The sequence below is a fragment of the Frigoribacterium sp. Leaf186 genome (genome assembly GCF_001423905.1).
Lineage (GTDB): Bacteria > Actinomycetota > Actinomycetes > Actinomycetales > Microbacteriaceae > Frigoribacterium.
This window is the reverse complement of record NZ_LMPQ01000001.1, coordinates 747,471-771,199: the sequence shown is the minus strand read 5'-3', so window position 1 is coordinate 771,199 and position 23,729 is coordinate 747,471. Positions and strand designations below refer to the sequence as shown.

Here is a 23,729-nt window from a genome sequence, read left to right as displayed (position 1 = left end):
TTTCGTCGTTGACGGCCGACGATTCAGACGTCGCAGCCGTCGCAGCCGTCGCAGCCGACGCAGCCGTGGGGGGTACGACGAGCAGCGGCCCGACTCCGTCGTGATGACGTCGTCGGGCCGCGGCCGGTCGGGCGGGTCGTCTCAGCCCTTCGTGGCACCCGCGAGCAGGCCACGGACGAAGAACCGCTGCAGGGCGAAGAACACGATCAGCGGCACGATGATCGAGATGAAGGCCCCGGCCGTGAGCAGCTCCCACGACTGCCCGTACGACCCCGAGAGGTCTTGCAGGGCCTTGGTGATGGGCAATCCCTGACCCGACGTGAAGACCGTCGCCACGAGCAGGTCGTTCCAGACCCACAAGAACTGGAAGATGCCGAACGAGGCGATGGCCGGCATCGACAGCGGCAGGACGATCCGGAAGAACACCTGGCCGTGACCGGCGCCGTCCATGCGGGCGGCCTCGATCACCTCGGCCGGGATCTCCGAGATGAAGTTGTGCAGCATGAAGATGGCGAGGGGGAGCGCGAAGATCGTGTGGGCGATCCAGACCTTGGCGTACGACCCGTCGAGGCCGTTCACCCCGAGCCCCGGCAAGATGTAGAGCCCGCCGATGCGCAGGCCGTCCGAGAAGAGCCGGAGCAACGGCACGAGTGCCATCTGGATCGGGACGATCTGCAGGGCGAACACCAGGACGAAGATCGTGTTGCGGCCCTTGAACTCGATCCAGGCGAAGGCGTACGCGGCGAGGCTCGCGATCGTGATGGGGATCAACGCCGCCGGCAGCGTGATGACCAGCGAGTTGAGGAAGGCCTTGCCGAGGGTGAGGCTGTCGCCCGAGTTGAGGGCGTTCACATAGTTGTCGAACGTGAAGCCGGGGTTGGCGAAGACGGTCCACCAGCCGGTGGTCTTGATGTCGTTCGCCGGACGGAAGGACGAGATGAACAGCCCTGCGGTCGGCAGGGTCCAGACGACGGCGATGATCAGGGCGGCGATCGTCGCCCCGCGGCTCGTCGTGCCGCGCTTGAGCTTGCCGCTCGAGCTCTCGATGCGGGCGACCCCGCGCTTGAGCTGTCGCTCGGTGCCCGAGCCGACCGAGACCCCGATCGGGGTGGGTGTGGCGCTCATCGGATCTCCCTCTGCTTCTGGATCTGGCGGGCGTTGTAGATGACGATCGGCAGCACGAGGACGAACAGGATCACCGCGAGGGCCGAGCTGTAGCCGGTGCGGCTGCCGAGCTGGAACTGCCGGACCATCTCGAACGCGAGGATGGTCGTGTCGTTGCGGCCGCCGGTCATCGCCGAGACGATGTCGTAGACCTTCAGGGACGCGATCGAGATCGTGGTGAGCACGACGATGATGGTCGTCCGGATGCCGGGCACGGTGATGTGGCGGAACGCCTGGAAGCCGTTGGTGCCGTCGAGCGACGCCGCCTCGAGCTGTTCGGCCGGGACGCCCTTGATGGCCGCCGACAGCACCGTCATGGCGAAGCCGGCCTGCGTCCAGATCAGCACGATGACGAGCAGCAGGGTGTTCCACGGTTCGAGGCCGAGCCAGTCGACGGGTTGTCCGCCGAAGGCGACGAGGATGCCGTTCAGCAGGCCGATCTGGTCGCCCTGGCGGATGTCGTAGAAGAACTTGAAGATGATCGAGGCGCCGACGAACGAGATGGCCATCGGCATGAAGACGAGCAGCTTCAAGAATTTCTCGCCGCGGCTCTTGTCGATGAAGACGGCGTAGGCGAGGCCGATGGCCGTGGCGGTGATCGGGGCCAGCAGCACCCAGATCAGCGTGTTGCCGAAGGCGGTGAGGCCGTCGGGGCTCGTGAACACCCAGACGAAGTTGTCGAGCCCGGCGAAGCCCGAGCCGTCGTTCTTCATGAAGGCCTGCCCCGCGGTGGTGATCGTCGGGTAGATCAGGCCGATGATCAGGAAGAACACGGCGGGCGTCATGAACGCGATGAGCTGCAGCGAGTAGCCGGCGCCGCGTTTCGAGCGGTAGTCCAGCAGGAAGAGCCCACCGCCGAGGACGGCGGCGATCGCGGCGACCCAGATCACCGAGTTGTAGAGGCCGAAGGCCAACAGGACGACCACCGGCACGGCGACGCAGACCGCGAGGCGGATGATCGTGTACTGCAGCCCGCGTCGGGGCGCGAACTCGACGAAGACCAGCACGACGGCCACGAGGGCGGTGAAGGCGACGAGGATCAGGGGGATCTGGGCCAGGGGCGGGATTCCCGCCAACCACTGGAAGAAGCTGGACATCTCTGTCCTTTCACGTTCGGGTCCGAACAGGGCGCGACCGTCCACCGCCGCCGGGGACGGCGGTCGGGCGCGGGGTCAGGGGCCACCGACTCGCGGTGGCCCCTGAGACGCGGGTGTTACGAGGTGTAGCCGGCCTGGATCTCGCTGAGGACCGAGTCGGTGTCGGTGCCGTCGATCCAGTCGACCATGCCCTTCCAGAAGCTGTCGGAACCGACCGACTTGGGCATCAGGTCGGAACCGTCGAAGCGGAAGGTGGTGTCGGTGCCCTGCAGGATCTCGACGGCGCCCTTCAGCAGGTCGCTGCCGGCGTTCTCGGGGTCGAGGCCCTTGTTGGCCGAGATGACGCCGCCCAGCGAGACGCGGCTGTTCGCCCAGTCGGCGCTGGCGAGGTAGGCCTGGACCTTGGCGGTGTCGTCGTCGTTCGAGAACGCGGCGACGAACTCACCACCACCGGTGACGGCGGCGGGGTCGTCCTCCTTCATCGGCGGGGTCAGGAACGCCCAGACGTCGCCGTCCTCGGCGACCGTGGCGGGCTGGCCGGACGCGTTGTTCGCGGCGGTCAGGAAGCCCTCGAAGAACGAGGCCTGGTGGGTCAGGGCGCAGCTGCCGTTCGCGACGTTGGTGGCCACGTCGCCGAAGGCCGTCGAGTTGATCGACTTCACGTCGCCGTACCCGGCGTTGACGAGGTCGGGGTCGAGCAGGATCTCGCCGACGGAGTCGAACGCGTCCTTGATCTCGGGGTCGGTGAACTTCGTGTCGCCCGCGACCCACGAGTCGTACGCGTCGGGCCCGGCCTCGCGCAGGACGAGGTCCTCGACCCAGTCGGTCCCGGGCCAGCCGGAGGCCTCACCCGAGTTGAACCCGGCGCACCAGGACGGCCCGCCGGTCTTCTCCTGGATGGTCTTCGACAGGGCGACGAGGTCGTCGTAGGTCTTCGGCACCTCGACACCCCACTCCTTGAACTTGGCGGGGGAGTACCAGACGTAGCCCTTGACGCTGGCCATCAGCGGGGCGCCGTACTGGGTGCCGTCGACCTGGCCGTACTTCTGCCAGTCCTCGGACCAACCCTCTTTCACGTTGGCGAGGGCGTCGGCGGGCAGCTCTTGCACCTTGCCCGACGCGACCGTGTCGGCGAGCAGTCCGGGCTGGGGGAAGATCGCGAGGTCGGGGGTGTCGCCGCCCTGGACCTTGATTCCGATCTGCTTCTCGAACTCCTTGTCGCCCGTGTACTTGATCTCGATGTCGTTGGCCTTCTCCCAGTCGGCCCACGACTGCTCGAGCAGGGTGGCCTCGTCGCCGTTGATCGTGCCGTAGACGTTGACCACACCGTCGGCCGTCCCGACGTCACCGGCACCCGCGCCTCCGGCGTTCGGGTCGTTGGGGTCGGCCGTGCCGGAGCATCCGGCCAACAGGAAGCTCGACGCCGCCAAGATGGCCAGGGGGCCCGTGAAACGGCGGTGCAGGGATGCTCGCATGGGTTTCTCCTCGTTGAGTTGCCAGGGCGGACCACGACCGTGCTGTCGGCGTCGTCCGCCGCGCGTCGTCGTCGACGCGCGTCGACGATGAGTGTCACACACTCGCAGGAGGCGCGCAACCGCGTCTGCTACGGACGGTCGTGTCGGGGGGCGGTGCCCGACGTCCCCCGCACCGTCAGGCGGGGACCGACCAGCACCTGGGGGGCCTCGAGACGGCGGCCCTCGATCCGGTCGACCAGGTCGTCGACGGCGGCCGCGGCGATCTCGGTGCCCGGGGGAGCGACCGTCGTGAGCGGGGGAGACGTCATCTCGGCGGCGAGGTCGCCGATGCTGAGGGCGACCACCGTGACGTCCGCCGGGATCGACCGGCCGGCCGTCGCTGCGGCCTGCACGAAGCCGGCGAGGGCCGTCTCGTTGAAGGCGATGACGGCGGTCGGCCGGTGCGGCGACGAGTCGAAGGCGGTGAACGCCTCGCGACCGCCGGGCACGGAGTTCCGGGCGAGGTGCGTCTCGACCTCGAGCCCTCGCCGCCGCGCGGGCCCGGCGAGCGCCGCCGTGGCCCGGCCGAGCGGCCCGGAGCCCCGCTCGGGCGCCTCGATCGCCTGGCTGAGGAAGAACACGTGCCGGTGCCCGAGGTCGGCGACGTGGTCGACGGCCAGGCGGCCGAGCGCCTCGTAGTCCGCGTCGACGAACCAGAGTCCCTCGACGTCGTCCGGGCGGCCGATGTTGGTGAACGGCAGGCGCGAGCGCGACAGCACGGCCACGCGGTCGTCGTGCGCGGTGAGCTCCATCAGGATGACTCCGTCGACGAGCCCCTCGCTCACCAGGCTGCCCAGGCCCTCGACGTCGTCGATGGGGTTGGACCAGAGCAGCAGGTGGTAGCCCCGGCGCCTCGCCTGGTCGGTGGCGGCCGCGACGTACTCGAACTCGGACGAGGTCACCCCCCGTCGGCCGTACGGGTAGTGCAGGGCGAGGATGCCGCCCCGGGCGCCCGCCAGTCCGCGCGCGAAGGCGTTGGGCGTGTAGTTGAGCTCGGCCATCGCGCGTTCGACGCGTTGGCGCGTGGCGGCCGAGATCGTCCGCCGACCGCTGATGGCGTACGAGACGGTGCTCGACGAGACGCCCGCGAGACGCGCCACGTCGTCGCGGGTTGCCGGCATCCTCGTCCACCTCGTCGTCGATCGTGTGCACAGCATACGAGTGACGGGCGGGCGGCCCGTTCAGCGACCCTCGCGGGCCGCCGGGTGGTCTACGCGGGCCAGACGGGACGGAACTGCACGCTGATGCGGGGCCCGACGGCCCTCTTCGTCTTGGCGATCGCGTGTTCGTGGGTGCGTTGGCAGCTGCCGCCCATCACCAGCAGGTCGCCGTGGCCGAGCGGGAAGCGCCGGGTCGCACCCGTCGTCCGGGAGCGCACCGCCAACGTGCGGGGTGCCCCGAGCGAGAGGATGCCGACCATCGTGTCGCGGTCGAGCGTCCGCCCCACGTGGTCGCCGTGCCAGGCGATGCTGTCGTCGCCCGTGCGGTAGAAGCAGAGCCCCGCCCGCTCGAAGCGCTGCTCGGCCGGGGCGCCGCGCTCGTCGGCGTAGTAGCCGTTGAGGTCGTCGCGAGCCCGCGCCAGGACGGGATCGGGCAGGGCGTCACCCGCGTCGTAGGAGGAGACCAGGCGGGGCACCTCGACGACGCGGTCGTACATCTGTCGTCGGTCGGCCCGCCACGGGACGTCGGTGACGAGGCGTTCGAACAGGGCGTCGGAATGCGACGCCCAGGCCGGGACGACGTCGAGCCACGCGCCCTCGCCCAGGTCGAGGTGGTCGACGCGACCGGAGAGCGGCGCGAGGTCGGGCCCGTCGGACAGGCCGTCGAACAGCGAGGCGGTGAAGGCGATGCTCATGCCCACATTCTACGTCACGAGTCGAACACGTGTTCGAGTGCGGTGCATCGGTCAGCTTCCGGCCGAACCCGGCGGGACGGCCACCCGGTCGGGTGCGACGAGCTCGCGCGCGACCCCGTCGACGTCGACGTCGACCAACCGGCCCGCCCACGCGTAGACCTGCAGCTGCGCGGCGTGCTGCCACAGGGGTCGTCCGCTCGAGAGGTCGAATGCCACGAGGGTCGAGCGTCCGCCCGAACTGCCGTAGGCCAGGGCGTAGCCGACGGTGCGGCCCGCCGCGGCGAGCACGGCTCCGTCGGGCAACGAGACCCGTGCGCCGGCCGAGCCGGTCGCCCCGTCGAGCGCGCGCACCACGACCGGGCCCGGCCCCGCGGCCGTCGCCGTGGCGAAGACCCGGTCGTCGGTCTGGCCGGGCAGGCCGTCCACGGCGGACGAGCTCGACGCGGGGTCGCGCCAGCGCACCTCGCCCGTGGCGAGGTCGAGACAGGTCACGGTCCGCGAGCGGACGTCGGTCACCGCGAGGCAGGTCCGCGTCACCGAGTACCCGCCCCGGACGTCCCGGTCCGAGCTCCAGAGGCGCTCGCCGCCGGCGGTCAACGCGACGAAGCCGGCGTCGCCTCGTCCCGTGGCCGCGCCTCCTCGGGGGGCGTAGACGACGTCGTCGTGGACGACGTAGCCGACCAGGCGGTCGAGCCGGGCCGACCAGGCCCGCTCGACGCCCGTGGCCAGGTCGACCTGCACCGAGCCGTCCGCCCGGGCCACGACGACGCGGTCGCTGAGGGCGAGGGCGATGCCGGCGGTCGAGGCGGCGCCGCTCCAGACGACCCGGCCGAGGTCGCGGGCGTCCCGCAGCTCGTACCGGTAGACGCCGCCGACGCCCTGCTGACGCCCGGTGACCACGACGGCGCCCGCGGTCTGGAACTGGTCCCCGTCGCCGGCCGAACCGGTCGAGACGACGTCGACCGGTCGACCGGTCTCGGTCGAGAGGGTCGTCAGCACCTGTTCGCCGTCGACGGACGCCCGGACGAGCACCAGACCGGCACCCTCCACCGTCGAGACGGACGACACGAGTGCCGGGCCGGTCAGCCCGAGCTCGTGGAAGTCGTCGGCCACGTCGTGCACCCAGCGGAAGGCCCCGCGGTCGACGTCGAGCGCGCCGATGCGGGTGCCCACGCCCTGGGTCGGGGTGGCGCAGTCGCCGTCGTTGGCGAAGCCGTAGGTCCAGGCGCCGGCCGCGCTGACGAGCGCGAGCCCCTGGTCGACGGGCGTCGACCGGTACCGCAGGCACTCGGGCGGGGCCCCGGGTGCGAGGGCGGCCCGCAGGTCGACCCGCCAGCCGGTCGTGGTCGGCTGCTGTCGCAGGTCGTCGACGGCGATGCCCTGCCAGGGGCCGTCGCCGCCGTACTCGGGCTGGGTCGGTGCGACGACGACGGTCGTCGCGATCGCCGCCAGCGCCAGGGCGGCGTAGACCCCGGTCAGCCGACGCCCCGCCCTCACGACGTCGCTCCGACGCGGGCGGTGTCGACGAGTCGCCGGGCCACGCCCCGCTCGTCGATCCGCACCAGGTGCCCGCCCCAGAACACCACGGTGCCGGACGTCGAGGTCGACCAGAGCGGTCGGCCGTCCGCCAGGTCGAGGGCGGCCACGTCGCGCCCCGACGACCGGCCGTCGTCGGTCTGCAGGTAGAGCACCGATCGGCCCGCCGCCGAGAGGTCGTCGAGCAGCCCCACGGCCGAGCTGAACCGGGTGTGCCCGTCCCCGCCGTCGAGGGCGAGCAACCGCGACCCGCCGTCCCGTTGGACGATCACGAACACCTCGTCACCCCGTTGGCCCGGCACGGCCTCGATCGCGAACGGGGCGCCCAGGTCGGTGCTCCACCGCACGTCGCCGTCGCGGGGGTCGAGGCATTCCGCCGCCGTGTCGCCGCGGGTGACGACGATCACGCAGGACGGCGTGACCGCCAGCCGGCGTCCGCTCGTCGGCCGGCTCCACACGGCGTCGCCGCGTTCGTCGAGCGCCGACACCGTGCCGTTCGCCCGGGTGAACTCGATGCCGAACGCGACGACGCGACGGCCGTCGTCGGTCGTGACGACGGCTCCCACCGGCGGGACGGCGATGACGTCGGGCGACGCCGCGAACGGTCGCTCGTCTCCCGTCGTGCCGTCGACGAGCACCGTCTCGCCGCCCTGCGAGACCAGGGCGCCGGCGTCCAGCAACGCCGGCGTGCTGCCCGAGTCGACCCCGCCCTCCCACACCGGGTCGTCGAGGCGCGAGGCCTCGACCAGCTGGTACCGGTCGCCCGACCCCGCGATGCCCGAGAAGGTGCGCAGCTGCAGCGGCCCGCGAGAGTCGACGCTGACGCTCGGCAGGTCGCGCCGGCCGCGCGTCGACTCGACCAGCGACCCGTCGCGCAGGTCGAGCGCGGCGAGCACCGTGGCCCCCGTGGTCTGGGTCTGCACGAGCACGCGTCCGGCCGCCGGCACGACCTGGGTCGCCGGGATGCTCAGCGCGTCGGTGTCGGGCACGTCCCGGGCCAGGTCGTGCACCCAGCGCACCGTGCCCGTGGCCGTCTCGACCAGGCCGATGAGGCTGGTGGTGGCCTCCGAGGCGTACGACCGGCACGCCGGCGACCCCAGGGCGTCGCCGAAGTCGAGGTCGACCGAGGTGCCGACGGCGACCAGCCCGTCGACGGCCGGGGACGTCCAGAAGTTCAGGCACCGCCGCGGGGCGTCGGGGGCCAGGGTGGCGGCGAGGTCGAGCGTCCAGCCGGTCGCGTCCGGCGCGCGCCGCAGGTCGTCCACGGCGAGTCCGGTCCAGGGCCGGCCGTCGCCGTAGTCGGGGGCGACCGAGACCGCCCCGGCGGCCACGAGCGCGGTCGCCACGACCAGGGCGCCCAGCACCGAGGCCAGGCGACGAGCCGGGGAGGCGCGGTGCCAGCGGCCCGCGACCCGCGCCTCCTCGGGGTGATCGCGCGCGCGCTCGGGGTGGCTCATGGGTCGGCCTCCTCGTCGAGCGCAGCCGTCGTCCGCCCGACGGGTGTCGTCATGCTATTCGGAGCCCTGGGCCGCGGCGCTCGCCGTGGCGACGCCCCGGCCGTGCCACCGCCTCGCCGGGGTGGGAATGACCGCCGCCGGGGCGGGGTTCCACCCCTCGACCGTCGGGACGGACGCCGGAGGCACTGGCGTAGACTCCTCGGATCATCTCGACGTCGATACAAGAGAAGGGGCGTGCCCGTGGGTAGGACGCTGGCCGAGAAAGTGTGGGACGACCACGTCGTCGTCAAGGGCGAAGACGGTGCCCCCGACCTTCTCTACATCGACCTCCACCTCGTCCACGAGGTCACGAGCCCGCAGGCCTTCGACGGCCTGCGCCAGGCCGGTCGGCCGCTGCGTCGCACCGACCTCACCATCGCGACCGAGGACCACAACACGCCGACCCTGGCGATCGACAAGCCGATCGCCGACCTGACCAGCCGCACGCAGATCGAGACGCTCCGCCGCAACACGGCCGAGTTCGGCGTCCGCCTGCACTCGCTGGGCGACGCCGAGCAGGGCATCGTGCACGTCGTCGGCCCCCAGCTCGGCCTCACGATGCCGGGCGTCACGGTCGTCTGCGGCGACTCGCACACGTCGACCCACGGGGCCTTCGGGGCAATGGCGTTCGGCATCGGCACGAGCGAGGTCGAGCACGTCATGGCGACGCAGACGCTGCCGCTCAAGCCCTTCAAGACCATGGCGGTCACCGTCGAGGGCACGCTGCGCCCCGGCGTCACCGCGAAGGACATCATCCTGGCGGTCATCGCGCAGATCGGCACCGGCGGCGGGCAGGGCTACGTGCTCGAGTACCGCGGCAGCGCCATCCGCTCCCTCTCGATGGAGGGGCGCATGACGATCTGCAACATGTCGATCGAGGCCGGGGCCCGCGCGGGCATGGTCGCGCCCGACCAGACCACCTACGACTACCTGCAGGGTCGACCGCACGCTCCGACCGGCGCCGACTGGGACGACGCGGTCGCCTACTGGGACACCCTGCCCACCGACGACGACGCGGTGTTCGACGCCGAGATCTTCCTCGACGCCGACACCCTCGAGCCGTTCGTCACCTGGGGCACCAACCCCGGCCAGGGCGTGTCGCTCAGCGACTCCGTGCCCGACCCCGAGTCCGTCGTCGACCCGAACGAGAAGGCCGCGGCGACGCGAGCCCTCGAGTACATGGCACTCGAGGCCGGCACGCCGATGAAGGCCATCCCGGTCGACGCCGTCTTCATGGGCTCGTGCACCAACAGCCGCATCGAAGACCTGCGGGCGTTCGCGTCGATCGTCCGTGGCCGCACGAAGGCCGAGGGCGTCCGCGTCATGGTCGTGCCGGGCTCGGCGCGCGTCCGGCTCGAGGCCGAGGCCGAGGGCCTCGACAGGGTCTTCACCGACTTCGGCGCCGAGTGGCGGTTCGCCGGGTGCTCGATGTGCCTCGGCATGAACCCCGACCAGCTGGCCCCGGGCGAGCGTTGCGCGTCGACGTCGAACCGCAACTTCGAGGGCCGTCAGGGCAAGGGGGGCCGCACGCACCTCGTGTCGCCGCTCGTCGCCGCGGCCACCGCCGTGCGGGGAACGCTCTCGTCGCCGTGGGACCTCCAGGCCGACGACGCCGGGGCACCGGTCGACGCCCGATCGGACGCCGAACCCGTCCTCGCCGACGGCACCGACCGGGCAGGGGCCCTCTGATGCAGAAGTTCACCACCGTCACCGGCGTCGCCGCGCCGCTCAAGCGCTCGAACGTCGACACCGACCAGATCATCCCGGCGCAGTTCCTCAAGCGCGTCACCAAGACCGGTTTCGAGGACGCCCTCTTCTTCGGGTGGCGCAACGACCCGGAGTTCGTGCTGAACCAGCCGGTGTTCCAGGGCGCGCGCGTCCTCGTCGCGGGCCCCGACTTCGGCACCGGGTCGAGCCGGGAGCACGCCGTCTGGGCGCTCCGCGACTTCGGCTTCGACGTCATCATCAGCTCGCGCTTCGGCGACATCTTCCGCGGCAACTCCGGCAAACAGGGGCTGCTCGCCGCAGCCGTCGCCGAAGACGACGTCGAGCGGATCTGGGCCGAGATCGACGAGCACCCGGGCGTCGAGATCACGGTCGACCTCGTGGCGCAGACCGCCACGGTCGGCAGCCTCACCGTCGGATTCGAAGTCGATGCCTACACTAAGTGGCGTCTCCTCGAAGGCCTCGACGACATCGGCCTGACCCTCCGCGACGAAGCGGCCATCACAGAATTCGAATCCCGTCGCGCCTCCTGGCGCCCGAAGACATTGCCGGTGAAGTAAGTGAACTCTCTCGTCCAAGACGCAGCAGCAGCAGGTGCCCGTGTGGGGCTGACCTCCGATGAGATCGTCATCCGGGGCGGCAAGCCGCTCATCGGTCGCATCGAGGTGCGCGGCGCGAAGAACCTCGCCACCAAGGCGATGGTCGCGGCGCTGCTGGGCGACACCCCCAGCATCTTGAAGGACGTCCCCGACATCAGCGACGTCAACGTCGTCCGCGGGCTCCTCTCGGTCCACGGCGTGCGAATCACCGACCCGGCGCGCGGCGAGATGATCCTCGACCCCTCCAACGTCGAGAGCGCCCACTTCGCCGAGATCGACGCCCACGCGGGTTCGAGCCGCATCCCGATCCTCTTCTGCGGTCCGCTGCTGCACCGTCTCGGCGAGGCGTTCATCCCCGACCTCGGTGGCTGCCGCATCGGCGACCGACCGATCGACTTCCACCTCGACGCCCTGCGGGCCTTCGGCGCCGTCGTCGACAAGTCGTACAACGGCATCCACCTCACGGCGCCCAACGGCCTCACCGGTGCCAACATCGAGCTGCCCTACCCGAGCGTCGGCGCCACCGAGCAGGTGCTGCTGACCGCGGTGCTCGCCAAGGGCGTCACCGAACTGCGCAACGCCGCGATCGAGCCCGAGATCATGGACCTCATCGCCATCCTGCAGAAGATGGGCGCCGTCGTCTCGGTCGAGCCGAACCGCGTCATCTTCATCGAGGGCGTCGAGAAGCTCCGGGGCTACACGCACCGGGCGATCAACGACCGCAACGAGGCCGCCAGCTGGGCCTCGGCCGCGCTCGCGACCAAGGGCGACATCTTCGTCGAGGGTGCCGACCAGAAAGACCTGATGACGTTCTTGAACGTCTTCCGCAAGGTCGGCGGCGACTTCGACGTCCACGAGGACGGCATCCGCTTCTTCCACCCCGGTGGCGAGCTCAAGCCCGTCGTCGTCGAGACCGACGTGCACCCCGGCTTCATGACCGACTGGCAGCAGCCCCTGATCGTCGCCCTCACGCAGGCGCAGGGCACCTCGGTCGTTCACGAGACGGTGTACGAGAACCGCTTCCAGTTCACCGAGGCCCTCAACGACATGGGTGCCGACATCACCGTGCACAAAGACGGACTGCCCGACCACGACCGCCGCGTCGCGCGTCGCGAGTTCGAGCAGGCCGCGGTCATCAACGGCCCGACGGCGCTGCACGGGGCCGACATCCGGGTGCCCGACCTGCGCGGTGGCTTCAGCCACCTGATCGCGGCCCTGACCGCCGAGGGCGAGTCGAAGATCAGCAACGTCGGCATCATCAGCCGCGGCTACGAGCACTTCATCGCGAAGCTGCGCAAGCTCGGCGCCGACTTCGACTTCAAGGGCTGATCGGCCGGTGTCGACTGCCGACCCCGACGCCCCCGTCGTCCCGGTCCCGGCGCGAGGGCGTCGCAAGGAGAAAGGCGCGTTCTTCCGCACCCTGGCGACGCCCGCGGCGCCGCTGTTCGACCTGATGGCCTCGATCGACATCGTCGACGGTCACAAGTTGCCGGCCGAGGGCGCGTTCGTCCTGACGCCGAACCACTACACGAACATCGACCCGGTCGTCGTCGGCCGGGTCATGTGGGCCCTCGGCCGCGTCCCGCGCTTCCTGGCCAAGGCGTCGCTCTTCCGGGTGCCGATCTTCGGCCGCATGATGCACGCCATGGGGCACATCCCGGTCGAACGGGCCGGTCGGACGCACGACAACGACCCCCTCGCCGCCGGTCGCACCCTCGTGGCGAGCGGTGGCGGCGTGATCGTCTACCCCGAGGGCACGCTGACCCGCGACCCCGATCTCTGGCCCATGAAGGGCAAGAGCGGGGCGGTGCGGCTCGCCCTCGCCGCCGGGGTCCCGCTCATCCCCATGGCCCACTGGGGCAGCCAGCACCTGATGGGGCGCTACTCGAGCCGGCTGCACGCCTTCCCCCGCAAGCGCATCACCGTCGTGATCGGCGATCCCGTCGACCTCTCGGCCTATCGCGACCGACCGCTCGACCAGGCGTCCGTCACGGCCGCCACGGCGCTCGTCATGCAGGCCGTGACCGAGCTCGTGGAGCGGCTTCGGGCCGAGACGGCACCCGCCGAGCGCTGGAACCCCGCCAAGAACCACCAGAAGGAGACAGGCCGCTTTGAGTAGCTCCGAGTCACGCGAAGGCGCCATCGAGGCTCTCGGCGACGGGGCGGTCACGACCGAGGCGATCTCGATCGTCATGCGCGAGGCCATCCCGCGTCGGGTCGCCGTGCTCGGGTCGGGCAGCTGGGGCACGACCTTCGCCAAGGTGCTCGCCGAGGGCGGTGCCGACGTCACCCTGTGGGCCCGCCGTCCCGAGGTGGCCCGCGAGATCACCGAGAGCAAGCGCAACACCGACTACCTGCCGGGCATCAACCTGCCCCGCACGCTCGTGGCGACCCCGTCGGTCGAGCAGGCCCTCGCCGGCGCCGAGCAGGTCTACCTCTCGGTGCCGAGTCAGACGCTGCGCGAGAACCTGACGGCCATCCGGGGGCTCGTGCCCGGCGGCGTACCGGTGGTCAGCCTGATGAAGGGCGTCGAGAAGGCGACCGGGCTCCGCATGAGTCAGGTCATCGAGGCCGAGCTCGGCATCGAGCGCGACCTGATCGCCGTCGCGTCCGGTCCGAACCTCGCCCTCGAGATCGCGAAGCGGCAGCCGACGGCCGCCGTGGTGTCGTCCCACAGCCTCGAGACCGCGACCCTCGTCGCGGCCACGGCCACCAACCCGTACTTCCGGTCGTTCGTCAACACCGACGTGATCGGCACCGAGTTCGGCGGCGTGCTGAAGAACCTCATCGCCGTCGCCATCGGCATCGTCGACGGGGTCGGTTACGGCGAGAACACGAAGGCCTCGATCATCACGCGGGGCCTGGCCGAGATGACCGCGTTCGCGGTCTCGTTCGGTGCCAAGGCCGAGACGCTCGCCGGGCTCGCCGGGCTCGGCGACCTCATCGCCACCTGCGAGTCGCCGCTGTCGCGCAACAACACGGCGGGCCGGTTGCTCGGTCAGGGGTACGCCTTCGGTGACGTGGTGCGTCAGATGAACCAGACCGCCGAGGGGCTGGCGTCGGTGGCACCCATCCTCGAACTGGCCCGGTCGCGGGGCGTCGACATGCCCATCGTCCAGCAGGTGGCCGAGGTGCTCGCCGGTACGCTGGACCCGCGCAACATCGCCCCGCACCTCACCGAGACGGACGAGCCGCAGGGCGAGTGACCTCGAGGTCGTCGCCGCCGGGGCGTGCGCCGACCAGAGCCCGCCACCGCGGGTCGGCCCGTGGGCCGTGACACCGAAGAAAGGCCCCTCCATGGCGACCAGCGACCCGACTCCGACGACCGCCCCCGTCGCGACCGATCCCGACGTGACCAGCCCCGCCGCGACCGCCCCCGGCGCGACCGACCCGTCGTCGGTCGGCCCGGCGAAGACCGTCGTGGTCGTTCTCTTCGGCGGCCGGTCGAGCGAGCACTCGATCAGCTGTGCGACGGCCGGAGGAGTCCTCTCGGCGATCGACCGGGAGCGGTTCGAGGTGGTGCCGGTCGGCATCACGGCCGAGGGCGCCTTCACGTTGCAGCCCGACGACGCGTCGCGGTTCGCGCTCGACGCCGAGACCCTGCCGACCGTCGTCGACAACGGCACGCGGGTGCACTGGCCCGAGTCGTCCACCACCCGTGAGCTCATGGTGACCGAGGCCGACGGCTCGACCCGCCTGCTGGGCGAGGTCGACGTGGTCTTCCCCATCCTGCACGGCCCGTTCGGTGAGGACGGCACGGTGCAGGGCCTCCTCGAACTGACCGGCCTCCCGTACGTCGGGGCCGGCGTCCTCGCCTCGTCGCTCGGCATGGACAAGCACTTCACGAAGACGGTGTTGCAGGCCGCCGGCGTGGCCGTCGCGCCGTGGCGCACGGTTCGTCGCCGCGACTGGGACGCCGCGCCCGACCGCGTCGCCGCCGACGTCGAGGCGCTCGGGTACCCGATGTTCGTCAAGCCGGCCCGGGCCGGTTCGAGCGTGGGGGTGTCGCGCGTCGATTCACCCGCCGAGCTGGGCGCGGCCATGGCGAAGGCGTACGCCGAGGACCACAAGGTGCTCGTCGAGTCCGCGGTCGTCGGCCGCGAGATCGAGTGCGCCGTTCTCGGCGGGCGTGACGGGGCGTCGCCGCGCACCTCGGTCGCGGGCGAGATCGTCCTCGCGAGCGACACCTTCTACGACTTCGAGTCGAAGTACCTCGGTGCGCCCGGTGCCGACCTCGTCTGCCCGGCCGACCTCAGCGGCGACGAGCTCGCCGAGATGCAGCGCCTCGCCGCGCTCGCCTTCGAGGCCATCGACGGCACCGGCCTCGCCCGGGTCGACTTCTTCCTCACCGACGACGGCTGGGTGATCAACGAGGTCAACACCATGCCCGGCTTCACCCCCATCTCGATGTTCCCCGCCTGCTGGCTCGCGAGCGGCCTCAGCTACCCCCAGCTGATCGACGAACTCATCGCGCTCGGCCTCGAGACGGAGCGCTGACCGCGCCTGCTCGTCATCCGGCCGTCAGCAACTCGGAGGTGCCTCGCCGCCGCGCGTGCCTCTCGAGCGACACCCTGAGCAGCAGTCCGACAACGATCCACACCATCGAACAGACGAGCAACGTCGTCAGGTCGTGCGGATTCCAGAAGGATTCCTGCCGGGTCGACTGGACGAGCAGCCCGAGCGGGAACAGGCCGGCGACGGCATCGCCTCCCGAGACGAGGCCACCGAGTGGGGCGACGACACCGCAGACGATCGGCAGTCCGCGCTGCACCAGGTTGGACAAGAGCAACGAGTCGCGTTGGACGAGGCCGATCGCGCCGACCGTGAGACCGACGCCGACACTCGAGAGCGACCCGAGGGGGATGGCGAGCAGATCGGTGGGCGAGAAGACGGCGCCCGCGCCGGCGGTGACGACGAGCGAAGCCGTGGTCCCCACGAGGCCCGTCACCGCGCCGGTGGCCGAGACGAACCCCGCCCTTCCCAGCCAGCCGAGGAGGCGACCGCGTGATGCCGTGACGATGAAAGCCGTGACGCCCTCGAAACGGTCCACCGACATGAGCTCGGTCAACGCCGTGGACGATGCGAGGGCCGCGGTGGCGAGACCAGCACAGAGGGCGTCCCTCGAGGTGGGTGCCCTGTCCATCCCGCCCGAGGCGAAGGCGAGGAAGAGCCATGCCGTCAGACACGGGACGGCGAGATAGCGCACCACGACACCCGCCTTGGTCGTGAACTCGACCCGGCTCCGGAACGCGATGGTGGCAGCCGCGAGGACGACCGACGATGCGCCCCGCATCACGACAGGCCCAGCGTTCCGTGAACGAGAGCCGCCCGGTGCGCTCTGGCCGACAGCGCGGCCGCGAGGACGCCCCAGATGCCCGACGTGACGAGGGAGGCGCCGAGCAGGGACAAGGACGTCGTGGCTTCCGTGGTGTGGGCGATCGCCACGGCGGAGGTCAGGGGATGCAGACGTGCCACGAGCGCCAGGCCGCTGGGCAGGGCGTCGACGGGCACCGTCAGTCCGGAGAGCAGCCAGACCGGAAGCAGGACGAGGGGTTCGAAGACGGTCGCGGAACGGACGAGGACGAAGAACGAGCTGAGGACGGCTGCACTCGCCGCGCAGGCCACGCCGCTCGCCGCGATGCTCGTCACTGCTTGCCACGACGTGCTGACCTGACGTGTCAGCGCCCACTGGAGTGCGAGGCAGCCGGGCAGTCCTGCGAGACCGATGGCGGCCGCTGCAGAGGTGAGGGCACCGAAGACGACTCCGGGGGGCCGACAGGTGAGGACGAGGTGCTCGAGGGTGCCCTGGTGCCTCTGGAACCCGATGATGCCGACGGCGAGCGTGGTCGTCGACCAGAGGCCGGCCGTCGTGGCCGTGACCCAGAGGTCGGTGCCGACATCGACGCCCGAGGCCCGTCGGCCCATTGCGAGGAGCGTCATGAACGCCATCGGGGCGAGGAGCGACTCGTGCAGGAAGAAGCTGGTGCGCAGGAGCTGGCGGGAGTGGAACGCCGTCATCGTCAACACACGTGTCACGACGTCTCGATCCGACGTGCACGGGCGATGAACGCGAGGTACGCCTCGTGCAGCGACACCGGCCTGGTCGTCGTCCAGTGCGGTTCCACGGTCAGGACGTCGACGAGGCGGGAACCCGACGGGGGGAGTGCCGAGCCGGTCGTCCAGAAGATGTCGACTTCGGCCGCGAACGGCTTCTGCCGGACGACGACTTCCGCGACGTCGGCACGGTCCATGAGGCGAGGCACGAGCGACGGTGGCAGGAGGGGGAGCGACGTCGTCGTCACGAGTTCGACGCCTGCGAGCTGGGCGACGTGTCGGGCGTCGCCGCTCGCGACCGTCCGCCCGTCGTCGATCACGATCACGGTGTCGGACAGGGCTTCGGCTTCGTTCAGGTCGTGTGTCGTCAGGAGGATGCTACGTCCATGGTCCCGCTGCTGTACGACGAGGTCACGAAGGTCGCGAGCGCCCTCGGGATCGAGGCCGATCGAGGGCTCGTCGAACAGGACGACCGTGGGTTCGCCCAGCAGGGCTCGCGCCAGGTGGAGGCGTTGACGCATGCCTCGTGAGAACGTTTCGACGCGATCGTCGGCGCGGTCGGACAGACCCACCGTCGCGAGGAGTTCCGTCACTCGGGACCGATGGAGCCGGGTGGGCACGGCCGTGAGGGTGGCAAAGAATCGAAGGTTCTCGCGAGCCGTGGCCCGAAGGTAGAAGCCCCGGTCGCCACCGAGGACGAGTCCGAGGTGACGCCGGGCCTCGCGGGGGCGCCGGACGGCGTCGACGCCGGCGACGACGACCTCGCCCGACGTGGGTGCGAGGAGGGTCGAGGCCATCTTGACGGTCGTGGTCTTGCCGGCACCGTTCGGCCCGAGCAGACAGGTGACGCTGGACGGTGCAAGGGTCAAGTCGAACCCGTCGACGGCGACCCTGCGTGTGGCACCCCGACGGAAGACCCGCGACACGTCGACCAGCTCGAGGGCTGCTCGAGTCATGCGTCGACCTCGTGGTCATCGAGACACAGCCCCAGCGGATCGGCTGTGAGGTCCTGCACCAGTCCGAGGGCCTCGTCCTCTCGACCGGCTGCGTGGAGAGTGCCGATCAGGGTCTTGCGTACCGCGGACAGCCGCATCGGCGACCCTTCTCGAGCGATCACCAGCGCCGCTTGGCGCGCGAGTCGATCCGCTTTCACGAGATCCCCTGCGCGAAAGAGGGCGTACGCGGCAACGGCCATGGCCTCGCTGACCGATCCGTCGTGGTGCGCTCGACACCACTCGACGTGTTCGAGTGCGCGCGCTGACGCCACGACCCAACCGGAAGTCGAAGCCAGGAGTTGGATGCCGTTGAGCCGAGCCTGCGCGGCATAGCGCGCCCGTCGATCGGGTGCCACCGTCACCAGGTCTCCCTCGCCCAGCAGCGATATGGCCTGTTGGAGGTTCGCCCGTGCTGCTCCAGGCCTTCCGGCTCTGAGATCGACCAGCGCGAGCAGGTTCTTCGCCACTCCCTCGAGAGTGTCCGCGTCGGCCTCGCTGATCACCGCATGACGTCGCCACGCGTCGATGAGAGCCTGCAGCCGGACGAGTCGATGCCCGGCTCCCTTCACGTCATCGACTCTCTTGACCAACCAGGCGGCCGCCCGGACTCGGGCCATCGCTTCATCGAGAGGGCAAGCGTCCGACCGGGTCGCCACGTCGTCGAATGCCTGGAGGCACCGGGCGTCATGCCGAGCAGCCAACGCACAGGCGACATAGGTCTGCAAGCGTGTCGTCCGCATGGGTCGCGAACCCGTGACGAGCTGCGACGCGATCTCACCGGCATCCCCCCAGCGCCCGGCGAATGACACGAGTGCATCGAGATGACTGACGATCTCGGGTTCGGTCAGCTCGTCATCGAACCAGGCACGGAGAACGGCCTCCTGGTTCGTCCAGGGGGCCGTCATCCGATCGAGGCCCAAAGTTTCAGTTGCCGCTGTCAAGAACACGAACGGATCGCTGCTCACCCGGATGCCGAGATCGGTCAGATGGTTCGGGGCGTCGATGGGGCGGTGGAGGGAGGGATATGTGCAGGTTGCGATCTGGGCACGGTGCGTGAAGGCCGTCTGCGCGGCTCCCAGCCGAGTGCCGTCAGCCTGTTCGAGCAACGATCGCGCTGTTCGATGCACGGAAATAGAGGAGAGAGAGAACATGTCGACCCTTGTGGAGAGGGCCGCCTGCACAGCAGGCGGCCCTTCGTTTCAGTGGTTCCAGCCTGAAGGGTTCGATGCGACGAACGAGAACTCGTCGCGCAGGTCCGCGAGTACCTGTTCCATGCTCATGGCTCACCTCCCTCCCATTCGACGAAATGTCTGACGTCATCTATTAATAACGGACGAGTGGGGCTCGAGCAAGGGGCAACCGCTCGGGTTGCACGCACAGTGCTCGCCCACAGCGCGACGCTGAGGCACCACGACGTGCACGTGCCGTGACGAGATCTCGTCGCGGCGCGCGTCGTTCGTGGCGTGGCCCGGCGGCGTGCAGGCGGACGGCGGAACGAACGCGCGGCCCGGCGGGCGCTACGGCGTCGGCGTGGCGGAGGGCTCGTCGGCCGAGCCGGCCGAGCCGGGCAGGTCGCCGGCCCCGACGCACTGCTTGCCGTCGTTCGGCAGGTACCCGACCGCGTCGGCCAGGTCGCGCAGCACGTTGCCGCCGTTGGCCTTCGTGGTGTCGACGATCACCTGTACGCCCGGCTCGCGGCCGTACGTGGTGAGGATCGAGGTCTCGGCGTCGTCAGGATCTTGGTCGACCAGCCAGTCCACGCCCTGGATGTCGTAGCAGGGCAGGTCGGACACCGCGGGCGTCTCGACGCCGCAGTGCAACAACACGCTCGTCGGAGAGCCCCAGGCGCCCGTGGCCTGGGCGTCGGTCTCGCGCCGGCCCTGCCCGTCGTCGACGACCTCGGGCAGGTGGACGGTGACCTGCGCGCACGAGGGGTCGTTCGCCCCGTCGGCGGGCTGCATCGGCACGGCCTGGGCGCAGCCGACGAGGGTCGTCGCGAGACCCGCCGTGACGAGCGCCAGGGCCGCGACGCGGAGGCGGGGACGGAGGCGCGGGGCGAGGAGCGAGGACGGGTTCGACATCGCAACCAGGCTACCGTTCAGCACATGGAACGACGCTCCACGGACCCCCGCCCGGACGCCGACGACACCGTCGAGGGAGTCGGCGAGCTCGCCACGCTCGCGCGCATCCTGCCGCGTCTGCCGCGGGGCGACCACACCCTGCTCGGCCCGGGCGACGACGCAGCCGTCGTGGCCGCCCCCGACGCCCGGTTCGTCGTGACGACCGACCTGATGGTGCACGGCCCCGACTTCCGTCGCGCCTGGTCGACGCCGCACGACCTCGGCTGGAAGGCCGCCGCCTCGAACCTGGCCGACGTGGCGGCGATGGGGGCGCGGCCGACGGCCCTGGTCGTCGCCCTCGCGGTGCCCGGTGACACGCCCGTGGCCGAGCTCGAGGCGTTCGCCGACGGGCTGCGCGAGGGCTGCGCGGTCATGGCCCCCGGGGCGGGCGTGGTCGGCGGCGACCTCTCGGTCTCACCGACCTTCACGGTCGCGGTGACGGCCTTCGGCGACCTCGAGGGGCGCGCCCCGGTGCGACGGGACGGCGCCCGGCCCGGCGACGTCGTCGCGGTCTCCGGGGCCCTCGGCCGGTCCGCCCGGGGGCTCGACCTGCTCTTCCGCCTGGGCGTCGACCACGAGGGGCGGCCCGACGCCTCCGCGGCCGCGGCTCTCCGCGCCCGCGACGCCGACGTCGGCTGGCACCTCGCCCCCACGCCGCCCGTCGCCGACGGGCGCGCCGCGGCGATCGCGGGCGCGACCGCGATGCTCGACCTGTCCGACGGCCTCGCCCTCGACGCGGGCCGCGTCGCCCGGGCCGGCGACGTGGTGGTCGACCTGACGGCGGCCGCCCTCGGCGACGACGTGCGCCTCTCCCTCTCGGGCGGCGAGGACCACTCCCTCTTCGCCACGTTCCCGCCCGGCGCGCCGTTGCCCGGCGGCTTCCGCGCCGTCGGCACGGTCCGCGACGCCGCAGGAGGCGCGCCCCGGGTCACCCTCGACGGTTCCGACCTCGGCGAGGCCGGGGGGTGGGACCCGTACCGCCTGTGGTCCGGAGGGCAGGGCTGACGAGGCCACCCGCGCCTCCTCGTCCGTCGGATCAGTCGCGCAGCGCGAACCAGACGGTCGTGTCGCCGTACTGCTTCTTCACGTCGAGGCTGAGGCCGTCCGGCCAACCGGGCTCGCCGTCGCGGGACGCGCGTTCGACGACGACGAGGGCCTGCTCGTCGAGCGAGGGCAGGAGGGCGACGAGGTCGGCGGTGAGGTCGGCCGCCGAGAGCTCGTACGGCGGGTCGAAGAAGACGAGGTCGACGAGGGCCGACCCGCCCTCGAGGTACGACCGCACCGGCTGGGCGACGACGTCGACGCGCGGGGGAGTGCCCCGGGGCGGGCGGGGCGCCCGGGCGAGCACCGACTCGACGTTGCGGCGCAGCACCTTCGCCGCGGCCGGTGACTTCTCGACCAGCACGACCGACGCGGCCCCCCGCGACGCCGCCTCGAGCCCCAGGCCCCCGGTGCCGGCGTAGAGGTCGAGCACGCGCCGGCCGCGGATCTCGTCACGGGCGTCGAGCGACGAGAAGAGCGCCTCGCGCACCCGGTCGCTCGTGGGGCGCGTCCCGACCTTGGGGACGACGAGCGAGAGGTTGTCGGCGAAGCCGGAGATGATGCGGGACATGGGGTCAACCATGCCAGGTCGCCGTGGCCCGTCCGATCGCACGGCCGACCGGACGACGGTGCGGGCCCGACCCGGCGACGGCGCCGCTCCGGCTGGGCCGCGGCCCCGGTCCGACGCAGTGCCCGGGGGGCGCGCTTCGAGCATCCCGACAACGCATCGCCGTCGCCCGCCCGGCGCGGTCGTCGGACCTGCACAATTGAGTTGTCCGCACCCGCCGGCGTCGACAGCATCGGGTGCCATGACCATCGTCGATCGAACCGTCAGGCCCTCGTACACCAAGTCGCTCTTCGCGGGGCGGATCGCCTCCGAGCTCGTCTTCCCGTACCCCGGCATGACCGCGGCCGAGAAGGCCCGGGTCGAGACGGTGTCGGCGTCCGCCCGCGAGGTGCTCGCGGGCTACGACCCGCTGAAGGCCGAACGCGAGGGGTGGATCGGCGACGACCTCGTGCGCGAGCTGGGCGAGCGGGGGCTGATGGGACTCTTCGTCTCCGAGGAGTACGGCGGTCTCGGGCTCGGCCAGAGCGCCTACTGCCGCGTGTACGAGGAGTTCGGCCGGGTCGACGGCACCCTGGCCACCGTCATGGGCGTGCACCAGTCGATCGGCACCAAGCCGCTGCACCTCTACGGCACCGACGACCAGAAGGCGCGCTGGCTGCCCGACCTGGCGAGCGGTCGGAAACTCGCCGCGTTCGTGCTGACCGAGCCGAACGTGGGCAGCGACGCCTACGCCCTCGAGACCCGCGCCGAGCGGCAGGCCGACGGCAGCTGGGTGCTCAACGGCGAGAAGCGGTGGATCGGCAACGGCGACAAGGACGTCCTGACGGTCTTCGCGCAGAGCGACCTCGGCCACGTCGCGCTGATCGTCGAGAAGGGCACGGAGGGGTTGAGCACCGGCCCGCGGTTCGAGACGCACGGCCTCAAGGCCAACCACCTGCAACGCGTGCGTTTCACCGACGTCCGGGTGCCCGCCGAGAACCTGCTCGGCGAGCCGGGCGACGGCTTCCGCATCGCCGTCAACACGCTCAACAACGGTCGCATGTCGATGGGCACGGCGATCGCCGGCGGCATGAAGCGGTTCCTCGAGCTGAGCCTCGAGCACACGGAGGCGCGGCACCAGTTCGGCAGGCCCCTCGCCGACTTCGAGATGGTCGGCGACAAGCTCGCCTGGATGACCCGACAGATCTACGGCATCGAGTCGATGTCGTACCTCACCACCGGTCTCGTCGACCGGGGCGACACCGACTTCGCCCTCGAGTCGGCCATGACCAAGGTCGCGGCGAGCGACACGGGCTGGTACGCGCTGAACCGGGCCGTGCAGCTGCACGGCGGCGAGGCCTACATGGCAGACCACCCGCTGTCGAAGGCGTTGCGCGACTTCCGCATCTTCCCGATCTTCGAGGGCGCCAACGACGTCCTGCGGGCGTTCGTCGCCCTGAACGGCCTCAAGACGCTGAGCGAAGAACTGCCCGACGTGGCGTCGCTGAGCATCGGCGACCCCGGGCGGGCCCTCGGCGTGCTCGCCCCGTACGTCGCCGGCCGCGTCCAGCGTCGCCTCCGACCCGAGCGTCCCGTCGGGGTCCACCCCGCCCTCGCGAAGCAGGCCGCCGAGCTCGGCGAACAGGTGTCGCGGCTGCGCGAACGCACGGAGGGCGCCCTGCGCAAGCACGGCAAGAAGGTGCAAGAGAAGCAGCTCGTGCAGAAGCGCCTCGCCGACGCGGCCAGCGGCATCTACGCGCAGACGGCCGTGCTCTCGCGGGCCTCGACGGCCCTGCAGGAGGCGCGGGCCGACTCCGAGGCCGAGCGTCACCTGGCCGTCGGCTTCTGCCAGCAGTCGGCGCGCGAGGTGGGGCGTCGGCTGCGGGCCCTCGAGGTGAACGACGACCGGCAGACGGCCGACCTCGCGACCGCGACCCGCGCCTCCGGCGGGTACTCCTTCTCGCTCTGACGCTCGCGGCCCACGTC

21 protein-coding genes are annotated in these 23,729 nt (G+C 71.2%); 8 read left to right on the top strand and 13 right to left on the bottom strand.

Annotated features, from left to right (window positions below; genetic code table 11):
• Positions 1-141: 141 nt before the first annotated feature.
• The 7 genes from ASG05_RS03540 to ASG05_RS03510 all read right to left on the bottom strand — a co-directional run bounded on the left by ASG05_RS03540 (position 142) and on the right by ASG05_RS03510 (position 8,623).
• Positions 142-1,125 (bottom strand): carbohydrate ABC transporter permease, encoded by a 984-nt coding sequence (locus ASG05_RS03540; RefSeq protein ID WP_056257367.1) that lies wholly within the window; start codon positions 1,123-1,125, stop codon positions 142-144.
• Complete coding sequence (locus ASG05_RS03535) at positions 1,122-2,261, bottom strand: carbohydrate ABC transporter permease (RefSeq protein WP_056257364.1); 1,140 nt, start codon at positions 2,259-2,261, stop codon at positions 1,122-1,124. The genes ASG05_RS03540 and ASG05_RS03535 overlap by 4 nt, the downstream gene beginning before the upstream one ends.
• Before the next feature lie 116 nt (positions 2,262-2,377).
• Complete coding sequence (locus ASG05_RS03530; protein ID WP_056257361.1) at positions 2,378-3,736, bottom strand: ABC transporter substrate-binding protein; 1,359 nt, start codon at positions 3,734-3,736, stop codon at positions 2,378-2,380.
• Positions 3,737-3,864: 128 nt separating this feature from the next.
• Positions 3,865-4,896 (bottom strand): LacI family DNA-binding transcriptional regulator, encoded by a 1,032-nt coding sequence (locus ASG05_RS03525; protein ID WP_056257357.1) that lies wholly within the window; start codon positions 4,894-4,896, stop codon positions 3,865-3,867.
• A gap of 89 nt (positions 4,897-4,985) precedes the next feature.
• Entirely contained in the window at positions 4,986-5,630 is a 645-nt protein-coding gene (locus tag ASG05_RS03520; RefSeq protein ID WP_056257354.1) for an alpha-ketoglutarate-dependent dioxygenase AlkB, read from the bottom strand.
• A 51-nt stretch (positions 5,631-5,681) separates the two neighbouring features.
• Positions 5,682-7,127 carry a hypothetical protein gene (locus tag ASG05_RS03515; protein ID WP_056257352.1) on the bottom strand — a complete coding sequence of 482 codons (1,446 nt, stop codon included), beginning with the start codon at positions 7,125-7,127 and terminating at the stop codon, positions 5,682-5,684.
• Positions 7,124-8,623 (bottom strand): PQQ-binding-like beta-propeller repeat protein, encoded by a 1,500-nt coding sequence (locus ASG05_RS03510; protein WP_056257348.1) that lies wholly within the window; start codon positions 8,621-8,623, stop codon positions 7,124-7,126. Before ASG05_RS03510 ends, ASG05_RS03515 begins: the two co-directional genes overlap by 4 nt.
• A 240-nt stretch (positions 8,624-8,863) precedes the next feature.
• Between ASG05_RS03510 and leuC the strand changes: the two genes are divergently transcribed.
• The 6 genes from leuC (at position 8,864) to ASG05_RS03480 (ending at position 15,483) form a co-directional block, all read left to right on the top strand.
• On the top strand, positions 8,864-10,351 hold the full coding sequence (leuC, locus tag ASG05_RS03505) for a 3-isopropylmalate dehydratase large subunit (protein WP_056257345.1): 1,488 nt from the start codon (positions 8,864-8,866) through the stop codon (positions 10,349-10,351).
• A complete protein-coding gene (leuD, locus tag ASG05_RS03500; RefSeq protein WP_056257343.1) occupies positions 10,351-10,947 on the top strand; it encodes a 3-isopropylmalate dehydratase small subunit in 597 nt (198 codons plus the stop codon). The genes leuC and leuD overlap by 1 nt, the downstream gene beginning before the upstream one ends.
• Positions 10,948-12,315: a UDP-N-acetylglucosamine 1-carboxyvinyltransferase gene (gene murA / locus ASG05_RS03495; protein WP_055971815.1), complete on the top strand. Its 1,368-nt coding sequence runs from the start codon at positions 10,948-10,950 to the stop codon at positions 12,313-12,315.
• Positions 12,316-12,322: 7 nt separating this feature from the next.
• Positions 12,323-13,105, top strand: coding sequence for a 1-acyl-sn-glycerol-3-phosphate acyltransferase (locus ASG05_RS03490; RefSeq protein WP_056257339.1), 783 nt, complete (start codon positions 12,323-12,325; stop codon positions 13,103-13,105).
• A gap of 73 nt (positions 13,106-13,178) precedes the next feature.
• Complete coding sequence (locus tag ASG05_RS03485) at positions 13,179-14,192, top strand: NAD(P)H-dependent glycerol-3-phosphate dehydrogenase (protein WP_056258374.1); 1,014 nt, start codon at positions 13,179-13,181, stop codon at positions 14,190-14,192.
• Between the two features lie 91 nt (positions 14,193-14,283).
• Positions 14,284-15,483 carry a D-alanine--D-alanine ligase family protein gene (locus ASG05_RS03480; protein ID WP_082486307.1) on the top strand — a complete coding sequence of 400 codons (1,200 nt, stop codon included), beginning with the start codon at positions 14,284-14,286 and terminating at the stop codon, positions 15,481-15,483.
• A 13-nt stretch (positions 15,484-15,496) separates the two neighbouring features.
• Here the strand turns inward: ASG05_RS03480 and ASG05_RS03475 are convergent, their stop codons facing one another.
• The 5 genes from ASG05_RS03475 to ASG05_RS03455 form a co-directional block, all read right to left on the bottom strand.
• Positions 15,497-16,282: a hypothetical protein gene (locus ASG05_RS03475; RefSeq protein WP_157490036.1), complete on the bottom strand. Its 786-nt coding sequence runs from the start codon at positions 16,280-16,282 to the stop codon at positions 15,497-15,499.
• Complete coding sequence (locus tag ASG05_RS03470; RefSeq protein WP_157490035.1) at positions 16,279-17,022, bottom strand: hypothetical protein; 744 nt, start codon at positions 17,020-17,022, stop codon at positions 16,279-16,281. The genes ASG05_RS03475 and ASG05_RS03470 overlap by 4 nt, the downstream gene beginning before the upstream one ends.
• On the bottom strand, positions 17,019-17,996 hold the full coding sequence (locus ASG05_RS03465; RefSeq protein WP_056257330.1) for an ABC transporter ATP-binding protein: 978 nt from the start codon (positions 17,994-17,996) through the stop codon (positions 17,019-17,021). Before ASG05_RS03465 ends, ASG05_RS03470 begins: the two co-directional genes overlap by 4 nt.
• Entirely contained in the window at positions 17,993-19,186 is a 1,194-nt protein-coding gene (locus ASG05_RS03460) for a hypothetical protein (RefSeq protein WP_157490034.1), read from the bottom strand. Before ASG05_RS03460 ends, ASG05_RS03465 begins: the two co-directional genes overlap by 4 nt.
• A 366-nt stretch (positions 19,187-19,552) precedes the next feature.
• Positions 19,553-20,116 carry a DUF3515 family protein gene (locus tag ASG05_RS03455; RefSeq protein ID WP_082486305.1) on the bottom strand — a complete coding sequence of 188 codons (564 nt, stop codon included), beginning with the start codon at positions 20,114-20,116 and terminating at the stop codon, positions 19,553-19,555.
• Positions 20,117-20,140: 24 nt separating this feature from the next.
• Here ASG05_RS03455 and thiL point away from each other — a divergent pair, with 24 nt between their 5' ends.
• Positions 20,141-21,160: a thiamine-phosphate kinase gene (thiL, locus tag ASG05_RS03450; RefSeq protein ID WP_056257326.1), complete on the top strand. Its 1,020-nt coding sequence runs from the start codon at positions 20,141-20,143 to the stop codon at positions 21,158-21,160.
• A gap of 31 nt (positions 21,161-21,191) precedes the next feature.
• On the opposite strand, the gene rsmD is transcribed toward thiL, so the two are convergent.
• Positions 21,192-21,767, bottom strand: coding sequence for a 16S rRNA (guanine(966)-N(2))-methyltransferase RsmD (rsmD, locus tag ASG05_RS03445; RefSeq protein ID WP_056257324.1), 576 nt, complete (start codon positions 21,765-21,767; stop codon positions 21,192-21,194).
• A 238-nt stretch (positions 21,768-22,005) separates the two neighbouring features.
• Here rsmD and ASG05_RS03440 point away from each other — a divergent pair, with 238 nt between their 5' ends.
• Positions 22,006-23,712 (top strand): acyl-CoA dehydrogenase family protein, encoded by a 1,707-nt coding sequence (locus ASG05_RS03440; RefSeq protein WP_056257321.1) that lies wholly within the window; start codon positions 22,006-22,008, stop codon positions 23,710-23,712.
• The last annotated feature ends 17 nt before the right edge of the window (positions 23,713-23,729 follow it).